This window comes from Escherichia sp. E4385 (genome assembly GCF_963883145.1).
In the GTDB taxonomy this organism is placed as follows: Bacteria; Pseudomonadota; Gammaproteobacteria; order Enterobacterales; family Enterobacteriaceae; genus Escherichia.
In genome coordinates this window covers 155,727-180,910 of sequence record NZ_CAWOOJ010000009.1, presented here as the reverse complement: position 1 = coordinate 180,910, position 25,184 = coordinate 155,727, and the positions used below count along the sequence as shown (strand labels likewise).

Genomic DNA, 25,184 nt, shown 5'->3' with positions numbered 1-25,184 from the left:
TAAAGAAAAAGTACAGCCTTTTATCGTTGTAATTATAAAAATAGAAAGGCAGAAACTATTTTCCCTCTCCCCATCCAGGAAGAGGGAAAATGCCTGCTCATTTTTTATTAGTCTGCTTAATCAACATTGCTGGCTGGCGTCGCTTCAATATGGCGCTCATCAGCCGTTAATCCCTTTATATATTTACTGTATTTCCACCACGCAAATCCGAGGAAGATAACAATACCGCCGACGTTATAAAAAATGATGGTCAGAATATTCGCGCCAGTCGGGAATGTCGAAGCGACAAACCCTACGGTAAATATCGCAATCAGCATTGAAACAATGATAATACCGGTGCGGCGGGAGCCCATACGGAAATCGCGTGGCAGGTGATCTAATTTGGCGCGTAAATTCAGGTAAGCCAGCATGATGAATAACGGCGGAAGCATGGACGCTGCGGCAGTCATATTAATAATGGTATTCATCAGATCCTGCACGGTATTGGAACCGAGCATCGGGATAATCATCAGCGGGATGACGATCAGGAACTGGATCCACGCCGCGCGCGCCGGAACGCCGTTTTCGTTAAGTTCGACGGTTTTCTTACCAAAGATGCCTTCCGGGATTTCGGAGAAGAAAATTTTCACCGGTGTTGCGGTCCACATCAGCAGGGAGCCGAACATCGCGGTAAAGGACACCAGACCGACAAAGCGATTCATCAGCGCTTCCGGCAGACCAAAATACGCCGCCATGCCGTGGAATACCTGCACCGATCCACCGGTAAATTTCAACTCTTTGCTGCTGACGAAGACGTTAATCAGCACTGAGGAGACGGAATACAGTACGCCGATAAAAATCCCGGCGAGGATGATCACTTTAACGAACGATTTCGAACCGCCTTTGACGTCGTTAACGTACACCGCGACGGACTCCGCGCCACCTGCGGCCATAAAGATCCAGGTGGTAACGCCGAGGAACGCCCAGTTGAAGTTCGGGATCATCGCGTCAACGGTGATCGGATCGGCAGGCTGTACGCCGCCAACCAGTGCCGTACCTGCCAGTAAAATGTAGGAGAGCGTTAACAGCAGCATCAGCGTTGAAGTGACGGAAGTAATTGGCCCCAGCATTTTCGCCCCGTTGGTAGAAACCCAGGTGGAGAAGGCGAACAGCACCATACTAATAATAGTGGTGGCAACCGGCGTCATAATATATTCGTAGCCGAGGAAGGCATACGAAGCATAAGCAATAACGCGCGGCAACAGCGAGGTGAAAAAGAACAGATTTACGAACCAGTAGGTATAGGCAGTAATAAATGCCCAACGTCCGCCCAGCGAACTTTTTACCCATGCGTAGACACCAGCTTCTGAGTTTTTATTTAACGAAACAAATTCTGCGATGATCAAGCAGAAGGGAATAAAATAAAAAATCGTCGCAAGGAAAAACATCGGTGCCGAGGCCAGTCCAAGCTCAATATTATTATTGATAACGTTATTAAAGCTGTAAACGGCGGCAAAAGTCAGCGAGAGCAAGCCGAATTTGCCGATTGTATTACGTTTGGTATCAGACATAACACATCTCCGAAAATGAGTAGGGTAGAGGTGGTGGCAAACTCCTTTTGCCGCCGTAATTGTTATTTGTTATGGAAATAACCATCTTCGATGGTGACTTTGAGAACCACTTTTTTGACCGCGTTATTGCAGATAAACCGATATGCTTCATGGATATCGCAAATAACGATTTGCCCTTCGTGGACCTCTACGGTTTCTCCGCAGCCTTTTAAATATTCACGGTCAGTTTCATCGCGATAATATTCCACTACCTGTAACGTCTCTTTCGGCGCATATTCAATTTTTTGCTGCCCTTGCAGGTAGTAATGCACTTCAAAATAGCGACGATGCCCGGTAAATAGTGCATCGGTCGCGGAGTCTGTCTCCACGCGGTAAGTCAATGAGTCACCGATGGAGTGGGCGACGCCAGGCTGAATGTTGTCGATATTTTCAATCGCTTCAACGCAGCGTTGCCACTTCTTGCCAGAGGCGTAAATCTGGCGGAACTGTTCTAAGTTATCGATGATCCTCATTGCTTATTCTCGCTGTGCAAATTCGTGGAAAAGAATCCTGCGCCGAACTCATACGACGCCAGGCTTTGCGCGGTAGCTTCTCCGCCAGAAACCGGCAGCAACGTAAAGCCGTAGCTGAAGTCACGGAACCAGACGCGCCAGGAGTCCAGTACCTCGCTGCCCCAGGAGTTAGAGCCTAGGCCAAGCAGCTGGTGGTCGAGATTCAGGGTGATGTCATCACTGCGCTGCAGCTCGTTACAGTGCTGGGCAGCGTGGATGTTTTCCTGGGTATAGTGCCAGGCGCTGAAGTTAATTGGGCGCTGCGGAACCACCAGCAGACCGTTGCCGTGGCGGTTAGTCAGTGCTGTCCAGCGGACATGCTGACGGTTGCCGTTGTTCTGCGGGAAGGGATAGTTCTCGAACATGGCATCGACGTTGCTGCGCCAGATATCGATGATGTTAGCCTGCTGGCTGTCGGCGTAGTTTTCGCCCGGTCCACGACCGTAATACGTCACCTGGTCGTATTCGCCGTTAATTCCCATGGTGAAACCGATGCACGGAATGATGTGCGGATAGTCGCCGTAACGCTCGCCGGAAAGCGCCACGTTAACCTGGCCATCGGCAGCGATGCGCCAGATGTAGGTGCAGCGCATTCCGAAGTCAAACACCGGCGGGGCTATAACCGTGCGGCTGATGATCAACACCTCGCTATCGCTCTGTTCTACGGCAAAGTCGCGCAGATGTTCCTGCATGATCTGCAAATGATTCGGCTGCCACAGCCCTTCGTATTCCTGCTTGTGGTTGTCGATCATTGGCTTGAAGAAGTTGATCTTTGGCTCGCGGGTCAGCAGCGATTCGCCATTCACCTGCCAGGATGTCGGTTTGCCACTCATTTTTGAGAAGGTGATCGCGAAGTTGTAGCCGCGAACGGTGCAGCTCAAACGATCGTCTTCCAGCGTCAGCGGACGCGCATTATTCGGCGCGAAAGGCACTGGCTGCGCGGTGTTTTCCTTCAGCGGGAACTGATACGTGGCGATAGGGTGTCCGGCTTCGCTGTAGCGGGTGCGGGAATCTTTGGTCACCGTAATGTTGAGAAACGCTTCGCGGGCGTCCAGCTGCGGCAGCGTGATCTGTAAGGGGGCTTCGCTGTTCGGCGCAACGTCGCGCAGTTTAATCTGCTGCGTCGCGAGCGTTTCACCTTCGGCGCGCACCTCTGCGTGCAGGGTGTAGTCATCAAGCGTGGTAAACCACAGTTTATTTTCGACTTTCAGCTCGCCGCGAGTCAGATCCAGCGCGTGGATTTTTACCGGCGCAATAACCTGTTTGTACTCTTTCAGGCCCGGTCCCGGCGTCTGATCGGAATAGATCAAACCATCAAGACAGAAGTTATAGTTGTTGGGATAGTCGCCGTAGTCGCCGCCGAATTTATACCAGACATTGCCGTTGTCATCCTGCGCCTGGAGCCCGTGGTCGCACCATTCCCAGACATAATGGCCCTGAATGCAATCGTGCTTATAGAAAACGTTCTGGTACTCCGTCAGCCCGCCCGGTCCGTTCCCCATTGCATGAGCATATTCACAGATGATGCGCGGCTTCGGATGCGGGTATTCACCAAACTCATTCATCAGCGGCACGCGGGTGTACATGGTGGAAATAATATCGACCACTTCAGCATCGCGATCTTCCTCGTAGTGCACCAGTCGCGTGTCATCCAGCGCCTTCGCTGCGTGGTACATCGCGCGGATGTTACAGCCGTAGCCGGATTCATTGCCCAGCGACCAGATGATGATCGACGGATGGTTTTTCTGCGCGTGAATATGGCGAACAATGCGCTCGACGTAGACTTTTTCCCACTGCGGATCGTCGGTAATGCGGCTGATATCGCCGACATTAGCAAAGCCGTGCGATTCGACATCGGTTTCCGCCATCACAAACAGGCCGTAGATATCACACAGTTCGTAAAAACGCGGATCGTTGGGGTAGTGAGCGGTACGCACGGAATTGATGTTGTGCTGCTTCATCAACTGGAGATCTTTCTCGACGCGATCCATCCCAACGGCGCGGCCTTTGCGATGATCATTGTCGTGGCGGTTGACGCCGTGCAGCATCACATAACGGTTATTGATCCAGAACAGACCGTCGCGCACTTTGATATCACGGAAGCCAACGCGTTGTGGCACCACTTCCAGAACGTTGCCGTCGGCGTCTTTCAGCGTCATGACCAGATGGTAAAGATAAGGGGATTCTGCTGACCATTGCTGCGGCTGTTCGACAGTAAAAGCAAAGCGGGCGCTGGTCAGTTTTTCAATTGCCAGATGATCAATGGCGCTGCTGTGCACCACGCGTTCGCCGTCGAACAGGGTATATTCCAGCGTCGTGACGACAGGGGAGACGGCGAGATTTTCCAGCACCACTTCGCAGGAAAGTGTGGCATCGCAATAGGCTTCGTCAAAGTCGGTACGAACGGTGAAATCGTTAATATGCGTGAGTTGTTTACCGACCAGATAAACATCGCGGAAAATCCCCGCCGACCACCACATATCCTGGTCTTCCACGTAGGTAGAGTCCGCCCACTGCATCACGCGCACACACAACAGGTTGTCGCCGGTTTTAACCATCGCGCTGATGTCAAACTCTGCGGTCAGGCGACTGCCCTTGCTGAACCCCACATACTGACCGTTAACGTAGACTTCAAAATAGGTTTCGACGCCGTCAAATTTAATCAGGGTCTGTTTACCCTGCCAGCCGTCGCTGAGGGTGAAAATACGTTGATAGGCACCGGTTGGGTTATCGCTGGGGACAAACGGCACATCGATGGGGAACGGAAAACCTTCGTCGGTATATTGCAGTTTGCCGTGACCTTCCATTTGCCACATGGCGGGGACGGTAATATGCCCCCAGTCAGCCATTAACTCAGAGGTGAAGGCTTCTGGCACTTGCAGCGGATGGTCAAAAAAGTGGAAATTCCACTGACCGCTTAAGGGCAGAAACAGGCTGCTGGTTTCACGGGCAAAAGTACGCGCCTGCGCAACAGAGTCATATGAAAAAAAGTACGCACGCGGAGCAAGTCGGTTTTCGTGGGTGAGCTGAATGTTTTCCCAGCGATTCATAGGGCCTCCCGGTAGAGAGAAATCGGAACCATTCATGGTGATGGTAGTTTGTGTAATTGCTGGGGAGTTTAGTAAAATTTTTACTAAAATGTAGCGAGTAAATGCATTTACTTTAACTGGATCACGAAAATAAACGGCAGCACTGTCCGGCAAAAACGATTGCCGGACAGTGTGCAAGGGGATTTAACGGGTCGTGCCGCGCAGTTTTAATTTGCTGGGAACGAAGACTAATAGCGGCAGCGCGCGACCATCGCGGGCTTTTTCATACACCAGGTTAACGCCCTGGCTTCCCATCATTTCGGAATGGATGCGCACGGTGGAGAGCGGCGGAAAGGTAAATCGCGCGGTGGGGATGTCGTTCACGCTGATAAGCGAAATATCCTGTGGGATGTTCAGACCACGTTCATGAATTGCCCGCAGTACGCCGATAGCAATGGAATCGGAAGCAACAAACAGTGCCTTCGGATAGTCTTCCCGCGCCAGCATCTGTTTTGCCAGTTCATAGCCCGACGAACTGGAAAAACCGCCGCGCCAGATATCCTCTTCGCGTACCACTTGTTTCAGTCGGCCATATTCCGCAAAGGCGACCTCACGAATATCCGCCTTGCCAGGCAAGTCCTCGCCGCCAATAAAACCAATGCGATTAACGCCCTGATCGATATAGAAGTCGATGATTTCTTTACTGATGCGTGCCAGATCGATATCTACAGCATCGTAATTACTGCCGGGTTCGTGAAAGTCGATAAAACAGATATTGTCGGTCAACGCGCTGGCAGCGGCGCGCAGGGCGGGCGTGGGTTTGCCGACAATTAAAATACCGGTGACGTTTTTAATGTCTGGTAAGCCGCTGTGTTCATAACAATTGGTCAGTTCGATCGCCAGCTTTTCGCACTGGGTTTCAATGCCGTGGCGGATCGCCAGATAGTAAGGATCGTTGATCTCCAGCTCCTGCTGGTAGCTGTAGATAGCCAGAATATGGTGTTGGTTGACTGCACCTGTCTGGAGTTTACGGGCACTACTGGTCTTGTACTCCAGCTTTTCGGCGATCTCGAGAATGCGATGTTTCGTCTCTTCTTTCACATTCAATGTCGGATCGTCATTTAAGACCCTGGATACTGTCGCCAGGGATACGCCAGCTTCGATTGCGATGTCTTTTAGTGTTGCCATGTTTACCTTTTTTACTTTCCCTGATGTGCGCCCCCATTGTAGAGGAAGTGCTTATCGGGTCACCTGTTTTCAGTAAATAAAGCGCGTTTCTTTGACGCTGTAACGGTAACACAGCGGCTTACGAATGTGATCACGCCTGCATTCTCCATTTTTAGCCTACAGGATTGAGAAAAACTTTTGCTATAGTTTAGTAAAATTTTACTCGAAGGGAGGAAGCAATGGAAACCGTGGCTTACGCTGATTTTGCACGTCTGGAAATGCGCGTCGGAAAGATTGTGGAAGTGAAACGCCATGAAAACGCCGACAAGCTGTACATCGTACAGGTTGATGTGGGTGAAAAAACGCTGCAAACCGTGACCAGCCTGGTGCCGTACTACAGCGAAGAAGAGCTGATGGGGAAAACGGTGGTGGTCTTATGCAATCTGCAAAAAGCGAAAATGCGCGGTGAAACGTCGGAATGCATGCTGTTGTGTGCGGAAACCGATGACGGCAGTGAAAGCGTGCTGTTAACGCCGGAGCGGATGATGCCTGCGGGCGTACGTATCGTATAAATAGATCGGATGGCGACGTCGTATCGCCATCCGATTTGATATTACACTTCTTCGACACTTACTCGCATGGCCGCCAGCGCCTTACGCGCCGCTTTGATCACCAGTTCACACTGTTCAATGGTCAGTGTCAGTGGCGGTTCAATGCGGATCGTTTTGGCGTTATTGAGCGTTCCGGCCACCAGTACGCGCTGGCGGAACATCTCGCTGGCAAAGTTATAGCCGATTTCGTTATCAACAAACTCAATCGCCATCAACATCCCTTTACCACGCGCTTCCTGCACCAGATCGGGATATTCCCGCGCCAGTTGACGGAAACCGTCCAGCAACATATCGCCTTTTTGTTCAGCCTGAGCCGGTAAGTTCTGCTCCAGCAACACATTGATGGTCGCCAGCGCCGCCGCACAGGCCAGCGGGTTGCCGCCAAAGGTGGTGGTATGCAGGAACGGGTTGTCGAACAGGACAGAGAACACCTCTTCAGTAGCGATGGTTGCGCCAATCGGCATCACGCCGCCGCCGAGGGCTTTTGCCAGACACAGGATGTCCGGCTGTACGTTCTCATGCTCGCAGGCAAACATTTTGCCCGTGCGCCCCATGCCCGTTTGTACTTCATCGAGGATCATCAGTGCGCCGAACTCATCGCACAGCTTACGCACGGCGGTGAGATAGCCTGGCGGCGGCAGAATTACGCCACCTTCGCCCTGAATCGGTTCGAGGATCACCGCAGCCACATCATCACCGGTTTTTTTGCACTCGTTAAGAGCCGTGCGCATGGCTTCGATATTGCCAAACGGCACATGACGGAACCCTGGCAGCAGTGGCATAAACGGCTTGCGGAAGGTCGATTTCGCCGTGGCCGACAGCGCGCCAAGTGATTTACCGTGGAACGCGCCGCTGGTGGCAATAAAAGTAAATTTGCCGCGCGGCGACTGATAAGCCTTCGCCAGCTTCAGCGCCGCTTCCACGGACTCGGTGCCGCTATTACAGAAGAAGCTGTATTTCAGTTTACCGGGCGTTAGCGCAGCGAGAGTTTTCGCCAGCATCGCCCGTAACGGATCGAGCAGCTCCTGGCTGTGCAGCGGTTGTTTCGCAAGTTGATTCTGTACGGCGGAAACCACAACTGGATTACGGTGCCCCACGTTGAAAATTCCAAAACCTCCCAGGCAGTCGATAAACTCCTGTCCCTGGGTGTCGACAAGCGTATTTAAACCTCCCGCTTGCCACTCTACGGCTCCGTAATCCCCGCCGGCGGTAACAGATTTGCGATACTCTAAAAACCCCGGATTGACATGCTCTTTGAAGTATTCAATCACTTCTCGGTTAAGTGCTTTCATCTCCTCATGATCCAGCGTTCGCTTCTCAATGAGATTCAGGGCGTGGGCGCTGCACGCTAAAGCCGATGCGCTCGAAGGTAACCTGTTCAAAATATGCTCCGGAGGCTCGCGTATCACATGATACCGATTTAAGTATTGCAGGGATTGCGCCACTCCGGCTGCGATCGCGAAAATCGGGATAAACACAAATCGTATTATCATTTGTATAACATTTAATGCTAAACGTTAACTGTTGTCGTTATTTTGCACGATTTTATCGGGGAGGAATTTTGCTATCGCTGCGCAAATGCACTCTTTCAGGGCAATAAATGCCTGATTTTTGGGCAAGATAATTAACGGCTTCGGATAATAACAGAGTGAAAGTATTTTAAATCAATGGATTAGAGCTTGTGCTTAGATCGCAAATTGCGATCTAAATCAAATTAAAGTGCTAAAGATAACCGCGCCGGGGCCGACATAACCTCCGACAAGAAGTTAACAACCATATAACCTGCACAGGACGCGATTATGTCTTCTCATCCGTATGTCACCCAGCAAAATACCCCGCTGGCTGACGATACTACCCTGATGTCCACTACCGATCTGCAAAGCTATATCACCCACGCCAATGATTCTTTTGTACAAGTAAGCGGCTATACCTTGCAGGAGTTACAGGGCCAGCCGCACAAGATGGTGCGTCACCCGGATATGCCAAAAGCGGCGTTTGCTGATATGTGGTACACCCTGAAAAAAGGGGAACCCTGGAGCGGTATCGTGAAAAATCGCCGCAAAAATGGCGACCATTATTGGGTACGTGCGAATGCGGTACCGATGGTGCGCGAGGGTAAAATCAGTGGCTATATGTCGATTCGCTCCCGGGCGACGGATGAAGAGATCGCGGCGGTAGAGCCGCTGTATAAGGCGCTGAACGCTGGACGTACCAATAAACGTATGCATAAAGGGCTGGTGGTACGTAACGGTTGGTTGGGAAAACTGCCGTCATTACCGCTTCGCTGGCGAGTGCGTGGAGTGATGACACTGATGTTTATCGTGCTGGCGGCCATGCTTTGGTTTGTTGCTGCCCCGGTGGTGACGTATTTCCTCTGTGCGTTAGTGATGTTGTTTGGAAGTGCCTGTTTTGAAAGGCAAATTGTACGCCCGATAGAAAATGTCGCCAGCCAGGCACTGAAGGTGGCTACCGGAGAACGTAATAGTGTTGAGCATTTGAATCGCAGCGATGAGCTGGGGCTGACATTACGCGCGGTAGGGCAGCTTGGCCTGATGTGTCGCTGGTTGATTAATGATGTCTCAAGCCAGGTTTCCAGCGTCAGAAACGGTAGTGAGGCGCTGGCAAAAGGCACTGATGAACTGAACGAGCATACTCAGCAGACGGTAGATAATGTCCAGCAAACTGTAGCGACCATGAACCAGATGGCGGCGTCGGTGAAACAGAACTCAGCCACAGCATCGGCTGCCGATAAACTTTCTATCACCGCCAGTAATGCGGCTGTGCAGGGCGGGGAGGCGATGACCACGGTGATCAAGACGATGGACGATATCGCCGACAGTACCCAGCGCATTGGCACCATTACTTCGCTGATTAACGATATTGCGTTTCAGACCAATATTCTCGCCCTGAATGCGGCGGTGGAAGCGGCGCGTGCCGGAGAACAGGGCAAAGGTTTTGCAGTGGTGGCAGGGGAAGTGCGTCATTTAGCCAGCCGCAGCGCCAATGCTGCCAACGATATCCGCAAGCTGATTGATGCCAGTGCTGATAAGGTGCAATCCGGTTCGCAGCAGGTACACGCCGCCGGACGGACGATGGATGATATTGTGGCGCAGGTAAAAAACGTCACGCAGTTGATCGCCCAAATTAGCCATTCAACGCTGGAACAGGCCGATGGGCTTTCCAGCCTGACCCGTGCGGTGGATGAGCTTAACCTGATCACGCAGAAAAACGCCGAGTTGGTGGAAGAGAGTGCGCAGGTGTCGGCGATGGTGAAACACCGCGCCAGCCGACTGGAAGACGCGGTGACGGTGCTGCATTAATCGGTATGCCGCATCCGGCGGTTGGAGCACGATGCCTGATGCGATGCTGGCACATCTTATCAGGCCAACGGGGCGCGTAGGCTGGATAAGGCGTTTATGCCGCATCCGGCAATCGGTGATTAATCCAGTTGCGTAATATCAAACGCGGCGCGGTCGATCACCGCAATGATCTTTTTTATCTGCGCGTCGCTGATGTCGCTCTGATTGATGCGTAAATCCAGCACCGCTTTAAAATTATCCAGCGCTCGCTTCATTTGCGGGTTCTGGCGCAGCGCCGCACCAACGCAACGTGCTTTGATGCGTTCTTCAATCATCTCCACCTGTTCGCGGTTTTCTTCCAGCCACTGCGCGCCTTGTTCGGTCAACGCAATCTGCTTCTTACCACCTTCCTCTTCGCGGATGGTAATCAGTGACTGCTCCTGCAGAAAATCCAGCGTCGGGTAGATGACGCCTGGGCTTGGGGTGTAATTCCCCTGGGTCAGATTCTCAATCGCTTTAATCAACTCGTAACCGTGGCTGTCATCGCGCGAGAGAATATCCAGAATCACCAGACGCAACTCACCGTGACCAAAGAAACGTTGCCGACGACCGCCGCCGCGACCGTGGCGCCCCCCGCAGCATTGACCGTGTTCATGCTGGTGACCGTGTCCGCAGTGCTCGTGTTCTGACTTCTCACCTTTGCAGCAGCCTTCATGGCGTGGCTGGCCTTCATGTTTACAACACCCTTCGTGATGATGGCTCATATCAGCCTCCTTTTGCTTAATTAGATATATCTAATTTATATCTAATATGAGAGTTCTTGCAAGTGTAAAAATGATTTTTGAACGCAGATGTACTCAACATGTCGGCCGGATAAGGCGTTCACGCCGCATCCGGCAGCCTTGCTATGGCGCTGAATGCCTTCACATACTTCAGATATATCAGTTCTACAAATCGCTTGCATTTATCATGATTAACAATCATTATCATTTGTGAAATTTATTTAGATATATCTGATTACCATCACGAAGGCGATAACAATGAATAACTCCCCCCGCTACCCGCAGCGCGTTCGCAATGATCTGCGCTTCCGTGAACTGACTGTGTTACGCGTTGAGCGCATCAGCGCCGGTTTTCAGCGCATTGTCCTCGGCGGCGAGGCGCTGGACGGCTTTACGTCGCGCGGCTTTGACGATCACAGCAAACTCTTCTTTCCTCAATCTGACGCTCACTTTGTGCCGCCAACAGTAACGGAAGAGGGGATCGTCTGGCCGGAAGGACCACGTCCACCGTCGCGTGACTATACGCCGCTGTATGACGAACAACGCCATGAACTGGCGATCGATTTCTTTATTCACGACGGTGGGGTCGCCAGCGGCTGGGCGATGCAGGCGCAACCGGGTGATAAACTCACGGTGGCAGGACCGCGCGGTTCGCTGGTGGTGCCGGAAGATTACGCGTATCAGCTGTATGTTTGCGATGAGTCCGGGATGCCCGCACTACGCCGCCGCCTGGAAACGTTGAGCAAACTTGCTGCTAAACCGCAAGTTACCGCGCTGGTCAGCGTGCGGGATAACGCCTGTCAGGATTATCTCGCGCACCTTGATGGTTTTAATATCGAATGGTTGGCGCATGATGAGCAGGCGGTAGATGCGCGTCTGGCGCAGATGCAAATCCCTGCCGATGATTACTTCATCTGGATAACCGGTGAAGGGAAGGTGGTGAAGAATTTAAGCCGTCGCTTTGAAGCGGAACAGTATGACCCTCAACGGGTACGCGCAGCGGCTTACTGGCACGCGAAGTAACTGATATATGAAAAGAAAAAGGCTGACGATTTCTCGTCAGCCTTTACTGTATTTGGTGGCCCCTGCTGGACTTGAACCAGCGACCAAGCGATTATGAGTCGCCTGCTCTAACCACTGAGCTAAGGGGCCATGGTAGCGGATTATAAAGTAACTCCGTGTCGCAATCCAGCCATTACCGCGCGCCTGCTGTTTTTATAAACAATGTGTTTTCAATTCGTTATACTTTCCCTTGGTTGTGTTGTTCAGGGGTTAATATGGTTGAAGATATTATTGCACCAGGGTTGCGCGTGGTGTTTTGCGGCATCAATCCGGGGCGTTCATCTGCGGATACTGGCTTTCCTTTTGCTCATCCGGCGAACCGTTTCTGGAAGGTGATTTATCAGGCCGGGTTTACTGACAGACAGTTGAAGCCGCAGGAGGCACAGCATCTGCTGGATTATCGTTGTGGCGTCACCAAACTGGTAGACCGTCCAACAGTGCAAGCCAATGAAGTTTCAAAGCAGGAGCTGCACGCAGGCGGGCGTAAGTTGATTGAAAAAATTGAAGATTATCAGCCTCAGGCATTGGCGATTTTGGGCAAACAGGCCTATGAGCAGGGATTCAGCCAGCGCGGCGCACAGTGGGGGAAACAAACGCTCACTATTGGTTCGACGCAGATCTGGGTACTGCCAAATCCCAGCGGTTTAAGTCGAGTTTCTCTGGAAAAGCTGGTGGAGGCGTATCGGGAACTGGATCAGGCACTGGTGGTGCGGGGCTTGTGAAGTACAGTGTAACGAAGTTATGAGCGGGCCAGGCACCGCTCCTCACCGCTACTGGCTTATTCTTCCGCCAAACGGTCTCTGACTACCATAAGCGCAAATCCCAGCAGATTTTTCCCCTTCCAGTGAGATGGCACACCGGCATGGGGATGATCTTTTGCAAGGCCAATCCCCCAGATTTTATCCACCGGGCTGGCTTCAACCAGAATGCGAGGCTGCGTATTCAGCAGGAATGTTTTTAATGCCGAATGTTGGCTAAATTTATGGTAGTTCCCTTCGCAGACCAGATCAAAGCAGCAAGCTTGCCAGCGTTGCTCGTCAAAGTTTGTCACCTGTCGTCCCAGCTTTTTGGCTTCTGCCGGAGTCGCCGCCGCCAGAATTCTGGCAAGTGTTTTACTGTCATTAAACAGCCGCGCTTTTCCCGCCATCATCCAGTGTTCTGCGGTGGCATAGGTTATACCATCATAGGTAAAAGGCGAACCCTGCCACCATTGGCTAAAGCAAGAGGCGGTAACGTGATTCGCGGCAGGTTGATGGCCCCAGAACCACAGGTATTTCACTTTTTTCCCGGCATCGAGAGCGGAAATAAGGGCGGGGAGAGAGTAGTATCCTTGCTGCATTGCCAGATTTCCTTAAAAAAAAGCCCTCACGATGGAGGGCTTATGCACATCTTTACAATTAATCGTCCAGGAAGCTACGCAGTACTTCAGAACGGCTCGGGTGACGCAGTTTACGCAGCGCCTTCGCTTCGATCTGACGGATACGTTCGCGGGTAACGTCGAACTGTTTACCCACTTCTTCCAGCGTGTGGTCGGTGTTCATATCGATACCAAAACGCATACGCAGAACTTTCGCTTCACGCGCGGTCAGGCCAGCCAGCACGTCGTGTGTTGCCGCACGCAGGCTTTCGGTGGTCGCAGAATCCAGCGGCAGCTCGAGGGTAGTATCCTCGATGAAATCACCCAGATGCGAATCTTCATCATCACCGATCGGCGTTTCCATGGAGATTGGCTCTTTGGCGATCTTCAGCACTTTGCGGATCTTATCTTCCGGCATCAGCATACGTTCAGCCAGTTCTTCCGGCGTCGGCTCGCGGCCCATCTCTTGCAGCATCTGGCGAGAAATACGGTTGAGCTTGTTGATAGTCTCAATCATATGCACCGGAATACGAATGGTGCGCGCCTGATCCGCGATAGAGCGGGTGATCGCCTGACGGATCCACCAGGTTGCGTAGGTGGAGAACTTGTAACCACGGCGGTATTCGAACTTATCAACCGCTTTCATCAGGCCGATGTTACCTTCCTGAATCAGGTCAAGGAACTGCAAACCACGGTTGGTGTATTTCTTGGCGATAGAAATAACCAGACGTAAGTTTGCTTCAACCATCTCTTTCTTCGCACGGCGGGCTTTCGCTTCACCGATGGACATGCGACGGTTGATATCTTTAACCTGCTCGATGGTCAGGCCGGTTTCTTCTTCAATCTGTTGCAGTTTCTGCAGGGCGCGATGTACTTCTTCAGAGACATCGTGCAGTTTTTCCGACCACGGCTTGTTCATCGCAATTGCCGCATTGAACCAGGTATCGCTGGTTTCATTGCCGGTAAACAGGGTGATGAAGTTTTTCTTCGGCATTTTGCACTGCTCAACGCAGAGCTTCATGATCAGACGTTCTTGCGTACGAACGCGGTCCATCATGACGCGCATGCTGTTGACCAGGTAGTCAAACTGCTTCGGCACCAGGCGGAACTGTTTGAACACTTCAGACAGTTTCAGGATCTCTTCCTGAGCGGCTGCATGGCTCCGGCCTTTCGCTTTGATGGTGTCACGCGTTACAACGTACTGAGCGCGCAGTTCCGCAAATTTTTCACGAGCCAGTTCCGGGTCGATGCTGTTGTCATCGTCGGCGGTATCGTCGTCACCATCTTCTTCGTCTTCATCTTCGTCATCGTCCAGATCTTCCTGGGAAAGCTCAGAGCCGACGTGAGTGGCGGTTGGTGCCAGATCTTCTTCTGCGTTCGGGTCAACAAAGCCGGTGATCAGATCGGACAGACGCGCTTCTTCTGCTTCCACACGATCGTACTGTTCCAGCAGATAGGTGATCGCTTCCGGGTATTCAGCAACGGAGCATTGAACCTGGTTGATCCCGTCTTCAATACGTTTAGCGATGTCAATTTCGCCTTCGCGGGTCAACAGTTCAACGGTGCCCATTTCACGCATGTACATGCGTACCGGGTCAGTCGTGCGCCCGATTTCAGATTCCACGCTGGAAAGCACCTGCGCGGCGGCTTCGGCAGCATCTTCGTCCGCGGTGTTTTCAGCCAGCATCAGATCATCGGCATCCGGTGCTTCTTCCATCACCTGAATGCCCATGTCGTTGATCATTTGGATGATGTCTTCGATCTGATCTGAATCGACGATATCTTCCGGCAGATGGTCATTGACCTCGGCATAGGTCAGATAGCCTTGCTCCTTACCACGGGTGACAAGAAGTTTCAGCTGTGACTGCGGGTTTTGCTCCATAAGACGGTATCCACACTTATTTCATGAGGTTGGTGTTGGGCGATTGACCCGATGTCCTTCAGGTGTTAACGCTGAAATCCAACGGCTGTTTACCGCCAACGATAATTACGAGGGCGTACTTATATATTTGCCGCTGCCTCTCAGTGCGGCTGTCGGGGGCTTCCCGATCGCTATTCGGCACTTAAGCCGTTAAATCACTTTTTCGCCAGTTCCTGGTTCAATGTCCAGAGTTCCAGGCGTTCTTCGTTGCTTAAACCATGCGTGCGCTCACGAGCGATTAACTCTTCCTGACGCAGTTCAAGCAGCGAATCAAACATATGGTTGAGTGAGTCGGTGAAGGTTTGCTCAGCAATATTCTTATCTGCTATATCGTCCCACATCGACAGTTTTTCAAGGGTGGCAGCATTATTTGTACCACGATAGTGCTCTAAAAGTTGCCCGGTGGTCAGACCTGGCTGAGAGAGACAAGTGTTGACCAGTTCTCTGAATAAGCCAAGTCCAGGGAGCTTATTTTCATCCAGATTCTCAAGCGGCGGGACCAACGTCGCTAATTCTGGATTTTGCACCAGCAACCCTATAAGTATACGCATGGTCGTGCGTTTTAGCTGCGGAACAGGACGAGAAACGCCGCTCTCTGCCGCTTTTGGCATTAATCGTTCAAGCTGGCTGTCATCAAGTATGCCTAACTTATTGCCTAATTCCTGACGAAGATATATTCGCAGCGTTTCGCCCGGCACCTGCGATATCAATGGCAGTGCCAGAGTACTCAAACGCGCGCGCCCGTCTGGGGTGCTCAGATCAACTTGCGGCATCAGGCTGTTAAACAGAAATGCGGAGAGCGGCATCGCCTGCTCCATCCGCGCTTCAAACGCCTCTTTACCTTCTTTGCGCACCAGCGTGTCAGGGTCCTCGCCATCAGGCAAAAACATAAAACGTAGCTGACGACCGTCTGTCATGTAAGGCAGCGCCGTTTCCAGCGCTCGCCAGGCGGCATCGCGACCTGCGCGGTCGCCGTCATAACAGCAAATGACATTGTTGGTTGCGCGGAACAACAGCTGTATGTGATCGGCAGTGGTTGACGTACCCAGCGACGCAACGGCGTAATTAATGCCGTATTGCGCCAGCGCAACTACGTCCATATAGCCTTCGACCACAAGCAGACGATTGGGTTCAGCGGTATCCTGCTGCGCTTCATAAAGACCGTAAAGCTGGCGGCCTTTATGGAAAATATCAGTTTCCGGCGAGTTCAGGTATTTGGGGGTATCGTTGCCCAGCACGCGCCCGCCAAACCCAATCACCCGACCGCGTTTATCGCGAATGGGGAACATCACCCGCTCGCGGAAACGATCGTAACTGCGACCCTGATCGTTAGTGACCAACATACCCGCATCAATCAATGACTGACGATTTTCTGGATTGCCACCAAACCGTTTCAGGACGTTGTCCCAGCCGGGGGGCGCAAAACCAATCGCAAAGCGGGCGATAACCTCGTGGCTTAATCCGCGTTTTTCCAGATACTGGCGCGCAGACGTGGCAACAGGTTGCTGTAAAGATTGTTGGTAAAACGTATTCAGACCGTCCATCAACTGATAAAGCGTTTGCCGTTGATGGCGCTCGATCTGGCTGGGGCCGCTGCCTGCTTCAAATGGCACTTCAAGATTGTGCATTGCCGCCAGCTCTTCGACCGTTTCGACGAACTCGAGCTTGTCGTAGTTCATCAGGAAGTCGATCGCGTTGCCGTGCGCGCCACATCCAAAGCAGTGGTAAAACTGTTTCTCACCGTTAACGGTGAATGACGGGGTTTTCTCGTTGTGGAATGGACAACACGCGTGGAAATTCTTGCCCTGCTTTTTCAGCTTCACACGGGCATCGATCAGATCGACGATGTCGGTGCGTGCCAGCAGATCATTAATGAATACGCGTGGGATTCGTCCAGCCATAGGCCCCGATTTTTAGCAATCCATAAACGAAAATAAGCCGCGCATTCCTTTCGGAAGCACGGCCTTACAACTACAACTCGGTCTGATCGGAGAGCAACGCTCTCGAGGAATTAGTACAGACGAGTGCGGCGTGCGTTTTCGCGAGCCAGTTTCTTCGCGTGACGTTTCACTGCAGAAGCTTTAGCGCGCTTACGTTCGGTAGTCGGTTTTTCATAGAACTCACGACGACGAACTTCCGCCAGAACACCTGCTTTTTCACAGGAACGCTTGAAGCGACGCAGAGCTACGTCGAACGGCTCGTTTTCACGTACTTTAATTACCGGCATGTGCCTCTCACCTTTGATTAATTCGGTTTGCCGCTGGCATCAACGCCAGCTTATTTCAAAATGGTGCGGAATTTTACTGCAATTGCTGCTGCTTTGTAAAGCACCGCGGCCTCTTTTGAAAGGGACTTTTATAAGGGTGGGGAGTATACACGAGGCTTTATCCAGGGGCGAACAAAGTTTTACATCAACCCGCATTGGTCCTACACTGCGCGGTAATAAAGCGAGGTAAAACAAGTCATGCGTGTACTGGGTATTGAAACTTCCTGCGATGAAACTGGCATCGCCATTTACGACGATGAAAAAGGTTTGTTAGCCAACCAATTGTATAGTCAGGTGAAATTGCACGCTGACTACGGCGGCGTCGTGCCTGAACTGGCTTCCCGCGATCACGTGCGTAAAACCGTACCGTTGATCCAGGCAGCGCTGAAGGAGTCTGGTTTAACGGCAAAAGACATTGACGCTGTGGCCTATACCGCAGGTCCTGGATTAGTCGGCGCGCTGCTGGTTGGCGCGACCGTGGGGCGTTCTCTGGCGTTTGCCTGGGACGTTCCGGCGATCCCGGTACACCATATGGAAGGGCATCTGTTAGCGCCGATGCTGGAAGATAACCCGCCGGAATTTCCGTTTGTCGCGCTGTTGGTTTCCGGCGGTCATACGCAGTTAATCAGCGTGACTGGCATTGGTCAGTACGAGCTGCTCGGTGAGTCTATCGATGATGCTGCTGGTGAAGCGTTTGATAAAACTGCAAAGCTGCTGGGGCTGGATTATCCTGGCGGGCCGTTACTGTCGAAAATGGCGGCTCAGGGTACTGCCGGGCGCTTTGTCTTCCCGCGCCCGATGACCGACCGTCCGGGGCTGGATTTCAGCTTCTCTGGCCTGAAAACCTTCGCCGCGAACACGATTCGTGACAACGGCACCGACGACCAGACGCGTGCTGATATCGCCCGCGCCTTTGAAGATGCGGTGGTCGATACGTTGATGATTAAGTGTAAGCGTGCGTTGGATCAGACGGGCTTTAAGCGACTGGTAATGGCAGGCGGCGTGAGTGCTAACCGCACGCTGCGGGCGAAACTGGCGGAAATGATGAAAAAACGCCGTGGCGAAGTGTTCTACGCGCGTCCAGAATTTTGTACTGATAACGGCGCGATGATCGCCTATGCCGGAATGGTGCGGTTTAAAGCAGGCGCGACGGCGGATCTCGGCGTTAGCGTGCGCCCGCGCTGGCCGCTGGCGGAGTTACCGGCTGCGTAAAACTATCAGGTGCCGGATAGTCTCTTCCGGCACCTTCCTTTCTTAAAGCAACACCACGGGCATCCACAGCAAGCCGGTAATCACCAGCAACACGAGGAATATCAGCCCAAAAATCGCCCCCAGTCGCCAGTAATCCACCGTTGGCAGATAACCACTACCGTAGTAAATCGGGCTGGGTCCGGTGGCGTATGGCGTAAGAATGCTCCCCAGACCAATTGCCGCGCCAACCATCAGGCAGAACACCGGCAGCGGGATTCCCAGCATCGCCAGCGCGGCGGCAATCATCATCGGTGCGAGGGCGGAGGTATACGCCGTGGCGCTGGCAAAAAAGTAGCGCAGCAGATAAAAGACCACAATCAACGCCACCATCACCATCGTCGGCGAATAACCGTTTAAGCTGCCTGCTAACAGTTTGCCAAACCAGCTAATAAAACCGGTGTTGTTGAGTCCGGTTGCGAGGGTGATAAGCGAAGCCAGCCAGAAGAAAACGTTCCACGCCGCTTTATTACTGACAATATCGTCCCAGCAGATAATGCGCAGAAGCAGCATCAGTGCCACTACGCTGTAACCGACCATCGCGGCATCGATATAATCACCGCCAAAAATCCACAGCACCAGCGCGCCCACCATCAGCCCCAGCATCCGTTTTTCACGCGAACAGAGCGGGCCCATTGCCTGCAGTTCCGTCTCTGCCCAGCGCGGCACCTGATCGCCAGACTTCAATACCGGCGGGTACAGTACGTAAGCCAGCCAGGGAACCAGCAGAACCAGTAAAATACTGAGCGGCAACATCCCGAGGAACCAGTCGCCCCAACTCAGCGTGGCGTGAGATGCGCTTTTCATCAGTCCAATTAACAGCAAGTTTGGTGCCATCGCCGTCAGGAAAATGGCGCTGGTCACGCAGTCGGCAACAATCCCCATCCACATGATGTACGAGCCAATACTGCGCGAACTGCTGTCGTTCGGCCGTGATTGATAGAGCGGCGGCAGGTTACGGATGATGGGATAGATAATCCCCGCACCGCGCGCCGAGTTGGACGGTGTTACAGGTGCCAGGATCAGCTCGGAGAACATCACCGCATAGCCGAGAAACAGTGTGCGATGCCCCATCTTTTTCACCAGAATCAGCGCGATGCGACGTCCAAGACCGGTTTTTTCATAGCCCGTACCAAACATAAAGGCGGCGAAAATCAGCCAGATAACCGAATTAGAAAAACCAGAAACCGCCCAGGAAAGAGATTTGGCGGTGAATTTAAAACCTGGCTGGGCGAGCTGCTCCGGGCTGAACAGCAGCCAGGGAGAGAGAATGGCGATGATGGAGATACCCACCATCGCCACCACGGCACCCGGCACGGGTTCGAGGATCAGCCCAACGATCACGCCAGTAAAAACGGCAAAGTAGAGCCAGGTATGACTCTCCAGCCCTGCGGGAACCGGAATTAGAGCAATAATGGCGATGACCGCCAGCGGCGCAAGGTATCGCCACCATTCAGTGGAAGGTTTCATCGTGTTATGCCTGCGAAAAAGGAGAGGGGGCGAGCCTCTCCGTGAGGGTTATTTGATGTAATGGACGTGCTCGCAGATCTCTTCCACGATGGGCTCGCGGCGTTCGGCGAACAGCTTTTTGTTTTCGGCTATCAGGTTGTTTCCGTGGGTATCTATAGAGACAATCAGCGGGCCGAACTCTTTGACCCGGCAGACCCACAGCGACTCCGGCATCCCGAGCTCTGTCCAGTGCACTTCTTCAATCTCTTCCACCTGGGTTGCCGCCAGTACCGCGCAGCCAGCCGGGAAAATCACATGTAACGCCTTGAATTTCTGGCAGCCTTCTTCGGTCAGCGGCCCCATTCCACCTTTGCCAACCACCAGTTTCACGCCGGTCTGCTCGATAAATTCACGTTCAAAACTTTCCATACGCATACTGGTTGTCGGGCCGACGGAAACCATCTCCCATTTGTCGCCGTTTTTGCGCACGATGGGGCCAGCGTGGAAAATCGCTTTGCCGTTGAGATCGTAAGGGATCGGACGTTTGAGTTCGATCAAGCGACGGTGACAAACGTCACGGCAGGTCACCAGCGTACCGGTCAGGTAGATCACATCGCCGACGCGAATATCTTGCAGATCTTCAGCTTTGATCGGGGTTGTCAGGATCTTTTTCATAACGCGCTCCGGGTGTGAGATAGATTTTCAAAGGAGAGATCGGCATGAACCAGCAGCGTGCCGCGGCGATGCGCCCAGCAGCCTGTAGAAACAGCAACGCCGATGGTTGACGGATGGCGGGCGGCAGATTCGATATGTACGCCCATCACTGAACTGTTGCCAGTCAGCCCTTGTGGACCAATCCCCAGACGGTTGAGTCCTTCTTCCAGGCGTAACTCCAGCTCTGCCGCTTTTGGATTGGGATGGCGGCTGCCAATCGGGCGCAAAATGGCTTTACGCGAGAGCACTGCGGCGGTTTCCACTGAGGTGGCGATGCCCACGCCCACCAGTACTGGTGGACAGGCGTTTACGGCGAGGGTGGAGATATTTTCGAAGACGAATTTCACCACGCCTTCGTAGCCTTCCGAAGGCATTAACACTTTCGAGCGGCCAGGCAGTGTGCAGCCGCCGCCAGCCATGTAAACTTCGATTTCCGCATCGTCACCGTCGGGAATGATGTCCCAGGTAACCCACGGTACGCCGCTGCCGGTATTTTTGCCGGTGTTCACTTCGTCAAAAATTTCCACCGCGTTGTGGCGCAGTGGCGCTTTGACGGTTGCTTTTTCCACAGCTTGCTTAAGAATGCTTTGCAGCTCGCCAAGCAGCGGGAAACGGGAACCGACTTTAACGAAGAACATAATCTCCCCGGTGTCCTGACAGGCAGGACGATTCAGGTCGATCGCTTTTTGCATGTTGTCGAACATCGTGTGGTAGATGATTTTTCCCATCGACGATGTTTCGGCATCCTTTAGCTGTTTTAGTTTATCCACCACGTCATCAGGCATCCGGGTAGATATCATAGCGGTAAAGTTAGCGACAATATCCGTCAGCTTATTCACTGCCTGTTGCTTATTACTTTCGCTCATCATGGCAACTCCAGTTTCTGTATTTGTCTGGAAAAATTCACCGTCACAAACTACCACTAAAAATGTGGTTTTATATTTTTTGCCGCCGTGAATATGTAATTAACAGTTCGTTAATCAACACGAAAATAAGAACGAATATTGCGCCAGAGCAGGGAATGGCAATGTTTTGCGAAATACACTGCGTTTATCAAAACTGCGGATATTTAACAATGCTAAATAGCTGGCCTTTAGCCAAAGACTTGCAGGTACTGGTGGAAATCGTCCATAGCGGGAGTTTTAGCGCCGCTGCGGCTACGCTTGGGCAAACGCCTGCATTTGTCACCAAGCGGATCCAAATCCTTGAAAATACGCTGGCAACCACACTGCTGAACCGCTCTGCCCGAGGCGTGGCACTGACTGAAAGTGGCCAACGTTGTTACGAACATGCGCTGGAAATCCTCACCCAATATCAGCGACTGGTCGATGACGTCACGCAAATCAAAACGCGCCCGGAGGGGATGATTCGTATTGGTTGCAGCTTTGGCTTTGGGCGCAGTTATATTGCGCCAGCCATTACCGAACTGATGCGCAATTACCCTGAATTACAGGTGTATTTTGAATTGTTCGATCGGCAAATTGATTTAGTGCAGGATAATATTGATCTTGATATTCGTATTAATGATGACATTCCTGATTATTATATTGCGCATCTGTTAACGAAAAATAGAAGAATATTATGCGCAGCACCTGAGTATCTGAAAAAATATTCCCCGCCACAATCATTACAGGAATTAAGTCGCCATGACTGTCTGGTGACTAAAGAGCGTGACATGACCCACGGAATATGGGAGTTAGGGAACGGCCAGGAGAAAAAGTCGGTGAAGGTTAGTGGGCATCTTTCCTCCAACAGCGGCGAGATTGTGCTGCAATGGGCGCTGGAGGGCAAAGGGATTATGCTGCGTTCCGAGTGGGATGTTTTGCCGTTTCTGGAGAGTGGCAAACTGGTGCGAGTATTGCCGGAGTATGCACAAAGCGCCAATATCTGGGCTGTTTACCGGGAGCCGCTCTATCGCAGCATGAAATTACGTGTCTGCGTGGAATTTTTGGCGGCGTGGTGCCAGCAACGGCTGGGTAAACCTGACGAGGGCTATCAGGTTATGTAGGCTCGTCATAAATCACTCGGGATCTTTTTCACGCTTTCTTTTGAATTTCGTCCAGATTTTTGTCTCCTGGTGACGCCACAGACGCTGGATGTTGTCATGATGACGCAGCAGGATCAGGCAAGAGAGCATCGAAACCGGGAAGGTGAATTGAGGCTTGAACCACCAGACATAAAACGGAGCAATCAGCGCGCTGACAATCGCCCCCAGCGACGAATATCCACTCAATAGCACGGTAAGCAGCCAGGTCCCCGCCATCACGCCCGTTAAATCCCAGCCGATCGGAGCAATAGCGCCAAAAGCGGTGGCAACGCCTTTTCCCCCTTTAAAACCGAAGAAAACGGGCCAGATGTGTCCAAGACAGGCGGCAATCGCAATTAATCCCAGCCAAAATGGGCTGACGCCTAATTCATATGCTCCCCAGACAGGCAACATACCTTTTAGAACGTCAAAGATCAGCACTGCTACGGCTGCTCCTTTGCCACCCATGCGTAAAACGTTGGTCGCGCCAGGATTACCGGAGCCGCTGGTTCGCGGGTCGGGCAAGCCACAAAGGCGGCAAACCAGAATGGCACTGGAAATGGAGCCGCAGAGGTACGCGATGAGGATCATTCCAGGCGCGATTGCACTCATAAGCTGTTCCGTTTTGAAAATTCGTGTTCAACGATGAATCTGTGGATAATACGCACATTTCGCCGGAAGTGGTATCCGGTTAGCCAAAAAGCAGGCAGGACGTGATGGATATTGTATTTATAGAGCAACTTTCGGTAATCACCACTATTGGTGTTTACGACTGGGAACAGACCATCGAACAGAAGCTGGTGTTCGATATCGAAATGGCGTGGGATAACCGTAAAGCGGCGAAAAGTGATGATGTGGCGGATTGCCTCAGTTACGCTGACATTGCAGAAACGGTGGTCAGCCACGTCGAGGGGGCGCGTTTTGCACTGGTGGAACGCGTGGCGGAAGAAGTGGCGGAACTGCTGTTAACTCGCTTTAATTCGCCGTGGGTTCGCATCAAACTTAGCAAGCCAGGCGCAGTGGCGCGGGCGGCGAATGTCGGCGTCATCATTGAGCGTGGCAATAATCTGAAAGAAAATAATTAATTTTACAGCTGTTAAACCAAACGGTTATAACCTGGTCATACTGCAGTAGTTCGGACAAGCGGTACATTTTAATAATTTAGGGGTTTATTGATGAGCGATATGCACTCGCTGCTGATAGCGGCAATATTGGGTGTGGTCGAAGGATTGACAGAATTTCTGCCGGTATCCAGCACGGGCCATATGATTATTGTCGGTCACTTGTTGGGGTTTGAGGGCGACACGGCGAAAACCTTTGAAGTCGTGATCCAGTTAGGATCAATTCTGGCGGTAGTAGTGATGTTCTGGCGGCGTCTGTTTGGTCTGATTGGCATTCACTTTGGACGCCCGTTGCAGCACGAAGGAGAAAGCAAAGGTCGTTTAACGCTGATCCACATTTTGCTGGGGATGATCCCAGCGGTGGTGCTGGGACTGTTGTTCCACGACATGATTAAATCATTGTTTAACCCGATAAATGTCATGTATGCGCTGGTTGTCGGCGGTTTGTTGCTGATTGCCGCCGAATGCCTGAAGCCGAAAGAGCCGCGTGCGCCGGGTCTGGATGATATGACCTATCGCCAGGCGTTTATGATTGGCTGCTTCCAGTGTCTGGCGCTGTGGCCGGGATTCTCTCGCTCCGGGGCGACCATTTCAGGTGGGATGCTGATGGGGGTGAGCCGTTACGCGGCTTCTGAGTTCTCGTTCCTGCTGGCGGTGCCGATGATGATGGGCGCAACGGCGCTTGATCTCTACAAAAGCTGGGGCTTCCTGACAACCGGCGATATCCCGATGTTTGCTGTTGGGTTTATCACTGCCTTCGTAGTGGCGCTGATAGCGATTAAAACCTTCCTGCAATTGATTAAGCGCATTTCGTTTATCCCGTTCGCCATTTATCGCTTTATTGTGGCGGCTGCGGTGTACGTCGTGTTCTTTTGATGTGAAGAATAGTGTCGGATGCCTGGAATTGTCCACGATTGCGTAGGCCGGATAAGGCGTTTACGCCGCATCCGGCAATCAACGCCTGATGCGACGCTTGCGCGTCTTATCAGGCCTACAACCGTCGTTGACATGCAGCCGGAGAAGGCGTTTAC

The 25,184-nt window shown here is 52.3% G+C and carries 22 protein-coding genes and 1 tRNA gene; 8 read left to right on the top strand and 15 right to left on the bottom strand.

Features of this window, described 5'->3' with window-relative positions:
- Positions 1-116 precede the first annotated feature (116 nt).
- The 4 genes from AACS80_RS08885 to ebgR form a co-directional block, all read right to left on the bottom strand.
- The gene (locus tag AACS80_RS08885) at positions 117-1,550 is read right to left on the bottom strand and encodes an amino acid permease (protein ID WP_138183749.1); all 1,434 of its coding nucleotides are present in this window, start codon (positions 1,548-1,550) and stop codon (positions 117-119) included.
- Between the two features lie 62 nt (positions 1,551-1,612).
- A complete protein-coding gene (locus tag AACS80_RS08880) occupies positions 1,613-2,062 on the bottom strand; it encodes a beta-galactosidase subunit beta (protein ID WP_001219954.1) in 450 nt (149 codons plus the stop codon).
- Complete coding sequence (ebgA, locus tag AACS80_RS08875) at positions 2,059-5,151, bottom strand: beta-galactosidase subunit alpha (RefSeq protein ID WP_135410479.1); 3,093 nt, start codon at positions 5,149-5,151, stop codon at positions 2,059-2,061. The genes AACS80_RS08880 and ebgA overlap by 4 nt, the downstream gene beginning before the upstream one ends.
- Positions 5,152-5,334: 183 nt before the next feature.
- Positions 5,335-6,318, bottom strand: coding sequence for a transcriptional regulator EbgR (ebgR, locus tag AACS80_RS08870; protein ID WP_130210420.1), 984 nt, complete (start codon positions 6,316-6,318; stop codon positions 5,335-5,337).
- A gap of 218 nt (positions 6,319-6,536) precedes the next feature.
- Between ebgR and AACS80_RS08865 the strand changes: the two genes are divergently transcribed.
- Positions 6,537-6,869 carry a tRNA-binding protein gene (locus tag AACS80_RS08865; RefSeq protein WP_000450588.1) on the top strand — a complete coding sequence of 111 codons (333 nt, stop codon included), beginning with the start codon at positions 6,537-6,539 and terminating at the stop codon, positions 6,867-6,869.
- A gap of 41 nt (positions 6,870-6,910) precedes the next feature.
- Here the strand turns inward: AACS80_RS08865 and ygjG are convergent, their stop codons facing one another.
- Positions 6,911-8,290, bottom strand: coding sequence for a putrescine aminotransferase (ygjG, locus tag AACS80_RS08860; protein ID WP_130210422.1), 1,380 nt, complete (start codon positions 8,288-8,290; stop codon positions 6,911-6,913).
- 417 nt (positions 8,291-8,707) lie between these two features.
- Between ygjG and aer the strand changes: the two genes are divergently transcribed.
- Positions 8,708-10,228: an aerotaxis sensor receptor Aer gene (gene aer, locus AACS80_RS08855; RefSeq protein WP_135410478.1), complete on the top strand. Its 1,521-nt coding sequence runs from the start codon at positions 8,708-8,710 to the stop codon at positions 10,226-10,228.
- Positions 10,229-10,347: 119 nt separating this feature from the next.
- Here aer and nfeR read toward each other — a convergent pair whose 3' ends face one another.
- Entirely contained in the window at positions 10,348-10,971 is a 624-nt protein-coding gene (gene nfeR / locus AACS80_RS08850) for a DNA-binding transcriptional regulator NfeR (protein ID WP_000018001.1), read from the bottom strand.
- Between the two features lie 276 nt (positions 10,972-11,247).
- Here nfeR and nfeF point away from each other — a divergent pair, with 276 nt between their 5' ends.
- Entirely contained in the window at positions 11,248-12,012 is a 765-nt protein-coding gene (nfeF, locus tag AACS80_RS08845) for an NADPH-dependent ferric chelate reductase NfeF (RefSeq protein WP_138183748.1), read from the top strand.
- Between the two features lie 53 nt (positions 12,013-12,065).
- Here the strand turns inward: nfeF and AACS80_RS08840 are convergent.
- Positions 12,066-12,141 (bottom strand) — tRNA-Ile (locus AACS80_RS08840).
- 125 nt (positions 12,142-12,266) lie between these two features.
- Between AACS80_RS08840 and mug the strand changes: the two genes are divergently transcribed.
- Positions 12,267-12,773 (top strand): G/U mismatch-specific DNA glycosylase, encoded by a 507-nt coding sequence (mug, locus tag AACS80_RS08835; RefSeq protein WP_135410476.1) that lies wholly within the window; start codon positions 12,267-12,269, stop codon positions 12,771-12,773.
- A gap of 56 nt (positions 12,774-12,829) precedes the next feature.
- Here the strand turns inward: mug and AACS80_RS08830 are convergent, their stop codons facing one another.
- The 4 genes from AACS80_RS08830 to rpsU form a co-directional block, all read right to left on the bottom strand.
- Positions 12,830-13,390, bottom strand: coding sequence for an NADAR family protein (locus AACS80_RS08830; protein ID WP_135410475.1), 561 nt, complete (start codon positions 13,388-13,390; stop codon positions 12,830-12,832).
- Between the two features lie 58 nt (positions 13,391-13,448).
- Positions 13,449-15,290 carry an RNA polymerase sigma factor RpoD gene (rpoD, locus tag AACS80_RS08825; protein ID WP_064529606.1) on the bottom strand — a complete coding sequence of 614 codons (1,842 nt, stop codon included), beginning with the start codon at positions 15,288-15,290 and terminating at the stop codon, positions 13,449-13,451.
- A gap of 194 nt (positions 15,291-15,484) precedes the next feature.
- On the bottom strand, positions 15,485-17,230 hold the full coding sequence (dnaG, locus tag AACS80_RS08820) for a DNA primase (RefSeq protein ID WP_131162535.1): 1,746 nt from the start codon (positions 17,228-17,230) through the stop codon (positions 15,485-15,487).
- A gap of 110 nt (positions 17,231-17,340) precedes the next feature.
- Positions 17,341-17,556: a 30S ribosomal protein S21 gene (gene rpsU, locus AACS80_RS08815; protein WP_001144069.1), complete on the bottom strand. Its 216-nt coding sequence runs from the start codon at positions 17,554-17,556 to the stop codon at positions 17,341-17,343.
- A gap of 237 nt (positions 17,557-17,793) precedes the next feature.
- On the opposite strand from rpsU, the gene tsaD reads away from it, so the two are divergent.
- Positions 17,794-18,807: a tRNA (adenosine(37)-N6)-threonylcarbamoyltransferase complex transferase subunit TsaD gene (gene tsaD, locus AACS80_RS08810; protein ID WP_001264352.1), complete on the top strand. Its 1,014-nt coding sequence runs from the start codon at positions 17,794-17,796 to the stop codon at positions 18,805-18,807.
- A gap of 42 nt (positions 18,808-18,849) precedes the next feature.
- Here tsaD and ttdT read toward each other — a convergent pair whose 3' ends face one another.
- Genes ttdT through ttdA form a run of 3 tightly spaced genes read right to left on the bottom strand, consistent with a single transcriptional unit; the run spans position 18,850 to position 21,875 of the window.
- Complete coding sequence (ttdT, locus tag AACS80_RS08805) at positions 18,850-20,313, bottom strand: L-tartrate/succinate antiporter (RefSeq protein ID WP_135410474.1); 1,464 nt, start codon at positions 20,311-20,313, stop codon at positions 18,850-18,852.
- 48 nt (positions 20,314-20,361) lie between these two features.
- Positions 20,362-20,967, bottom strand: coding sequence for a L(+)-tartrate dehydratase subunit beta (gene ttdB, locus AACS80_RS08800; protein ID WP_021559517.1), 606 nt, complete (start codon positions 20,965-20,967; stop codon positions 20,362-20,364).
- Complete coding sequence (gene ttdA / locus AACS80_RS08795; protein WP_135410473.1) at positions 20,964-21,875, bottom strand: L(+)-tartrate dehydratase subunit alpha; 912 nt, start codon at positions 21,873-21,875, stop codon at positions 20,964-20,966. Before ttdA ends, ttdB begins: the two co-directional genes overlap by 4 nt.
- Positions 21,876-22,081: 206 nt before the next feature.
- On the opposite strand from ttdA, the gene ttdR reads away from it, so the two are divergent.
- Complete coding sequence (gene ttdR, locus AACS80_RS08790) at positions 22,082-23,014, top strand: L-tartrate utilization transcriptional activator TtdR (RefSeq protein ID WP_130210440.1); 933 nt, start codon at positions 22,082-22,084, stop codon at positions 23,012-23,014.
- Positions 23,015-23,026: 12 nt separating this feature from the next.
- Here ttdR and plsY read toward each other — a convergent pair whose 3' ends face one another.
- Complete coding sequence (plsY, locus tag AACS80_RS08785; protein WP_130210442.1) at positions 23,027-23,644, bottom strand: glycerol-3-phosphate 1-O-acyltransferase PlsY; 618 nt, start codon at positions 23,642-23,644, stop codon at positions 23,027-23,029.
- Positions 23,645-23,748: 104 nt separating this feature from the next.
- On the opposite strand from plsY, the gene folB reads away from it, so the two are divergent.
- Both folB and bacA read left to right on the top strand, forming a co-directional pair.
- Positions 23,749-24,117, top strand: a complete 369-nt coding sequence (folB, locus tag AACS80_RS08780; RefSeq protein ID WP_010347879.1) for a bifunctional dihydroneopterin aldolase/7,8-dihydroneopterin epimerase — start codon at positions 23,749-23,751, stop codon at positions 24,115-24,117.
- Positions 24,118-24,207: 90 nt separating this feature from the next.
- Entirely contained in the window at positions 24,208-25,029 is an 822-nt protein-coding gene (gene bacA / locus AACS80_RS08775) for an undecaprenyl-diphosphate phosphatase (RefSeq protein ID WP_130210446.1), read from the top strand.
- Positions 25,030-25,184 lie beyond the last annotated feature (155 nt).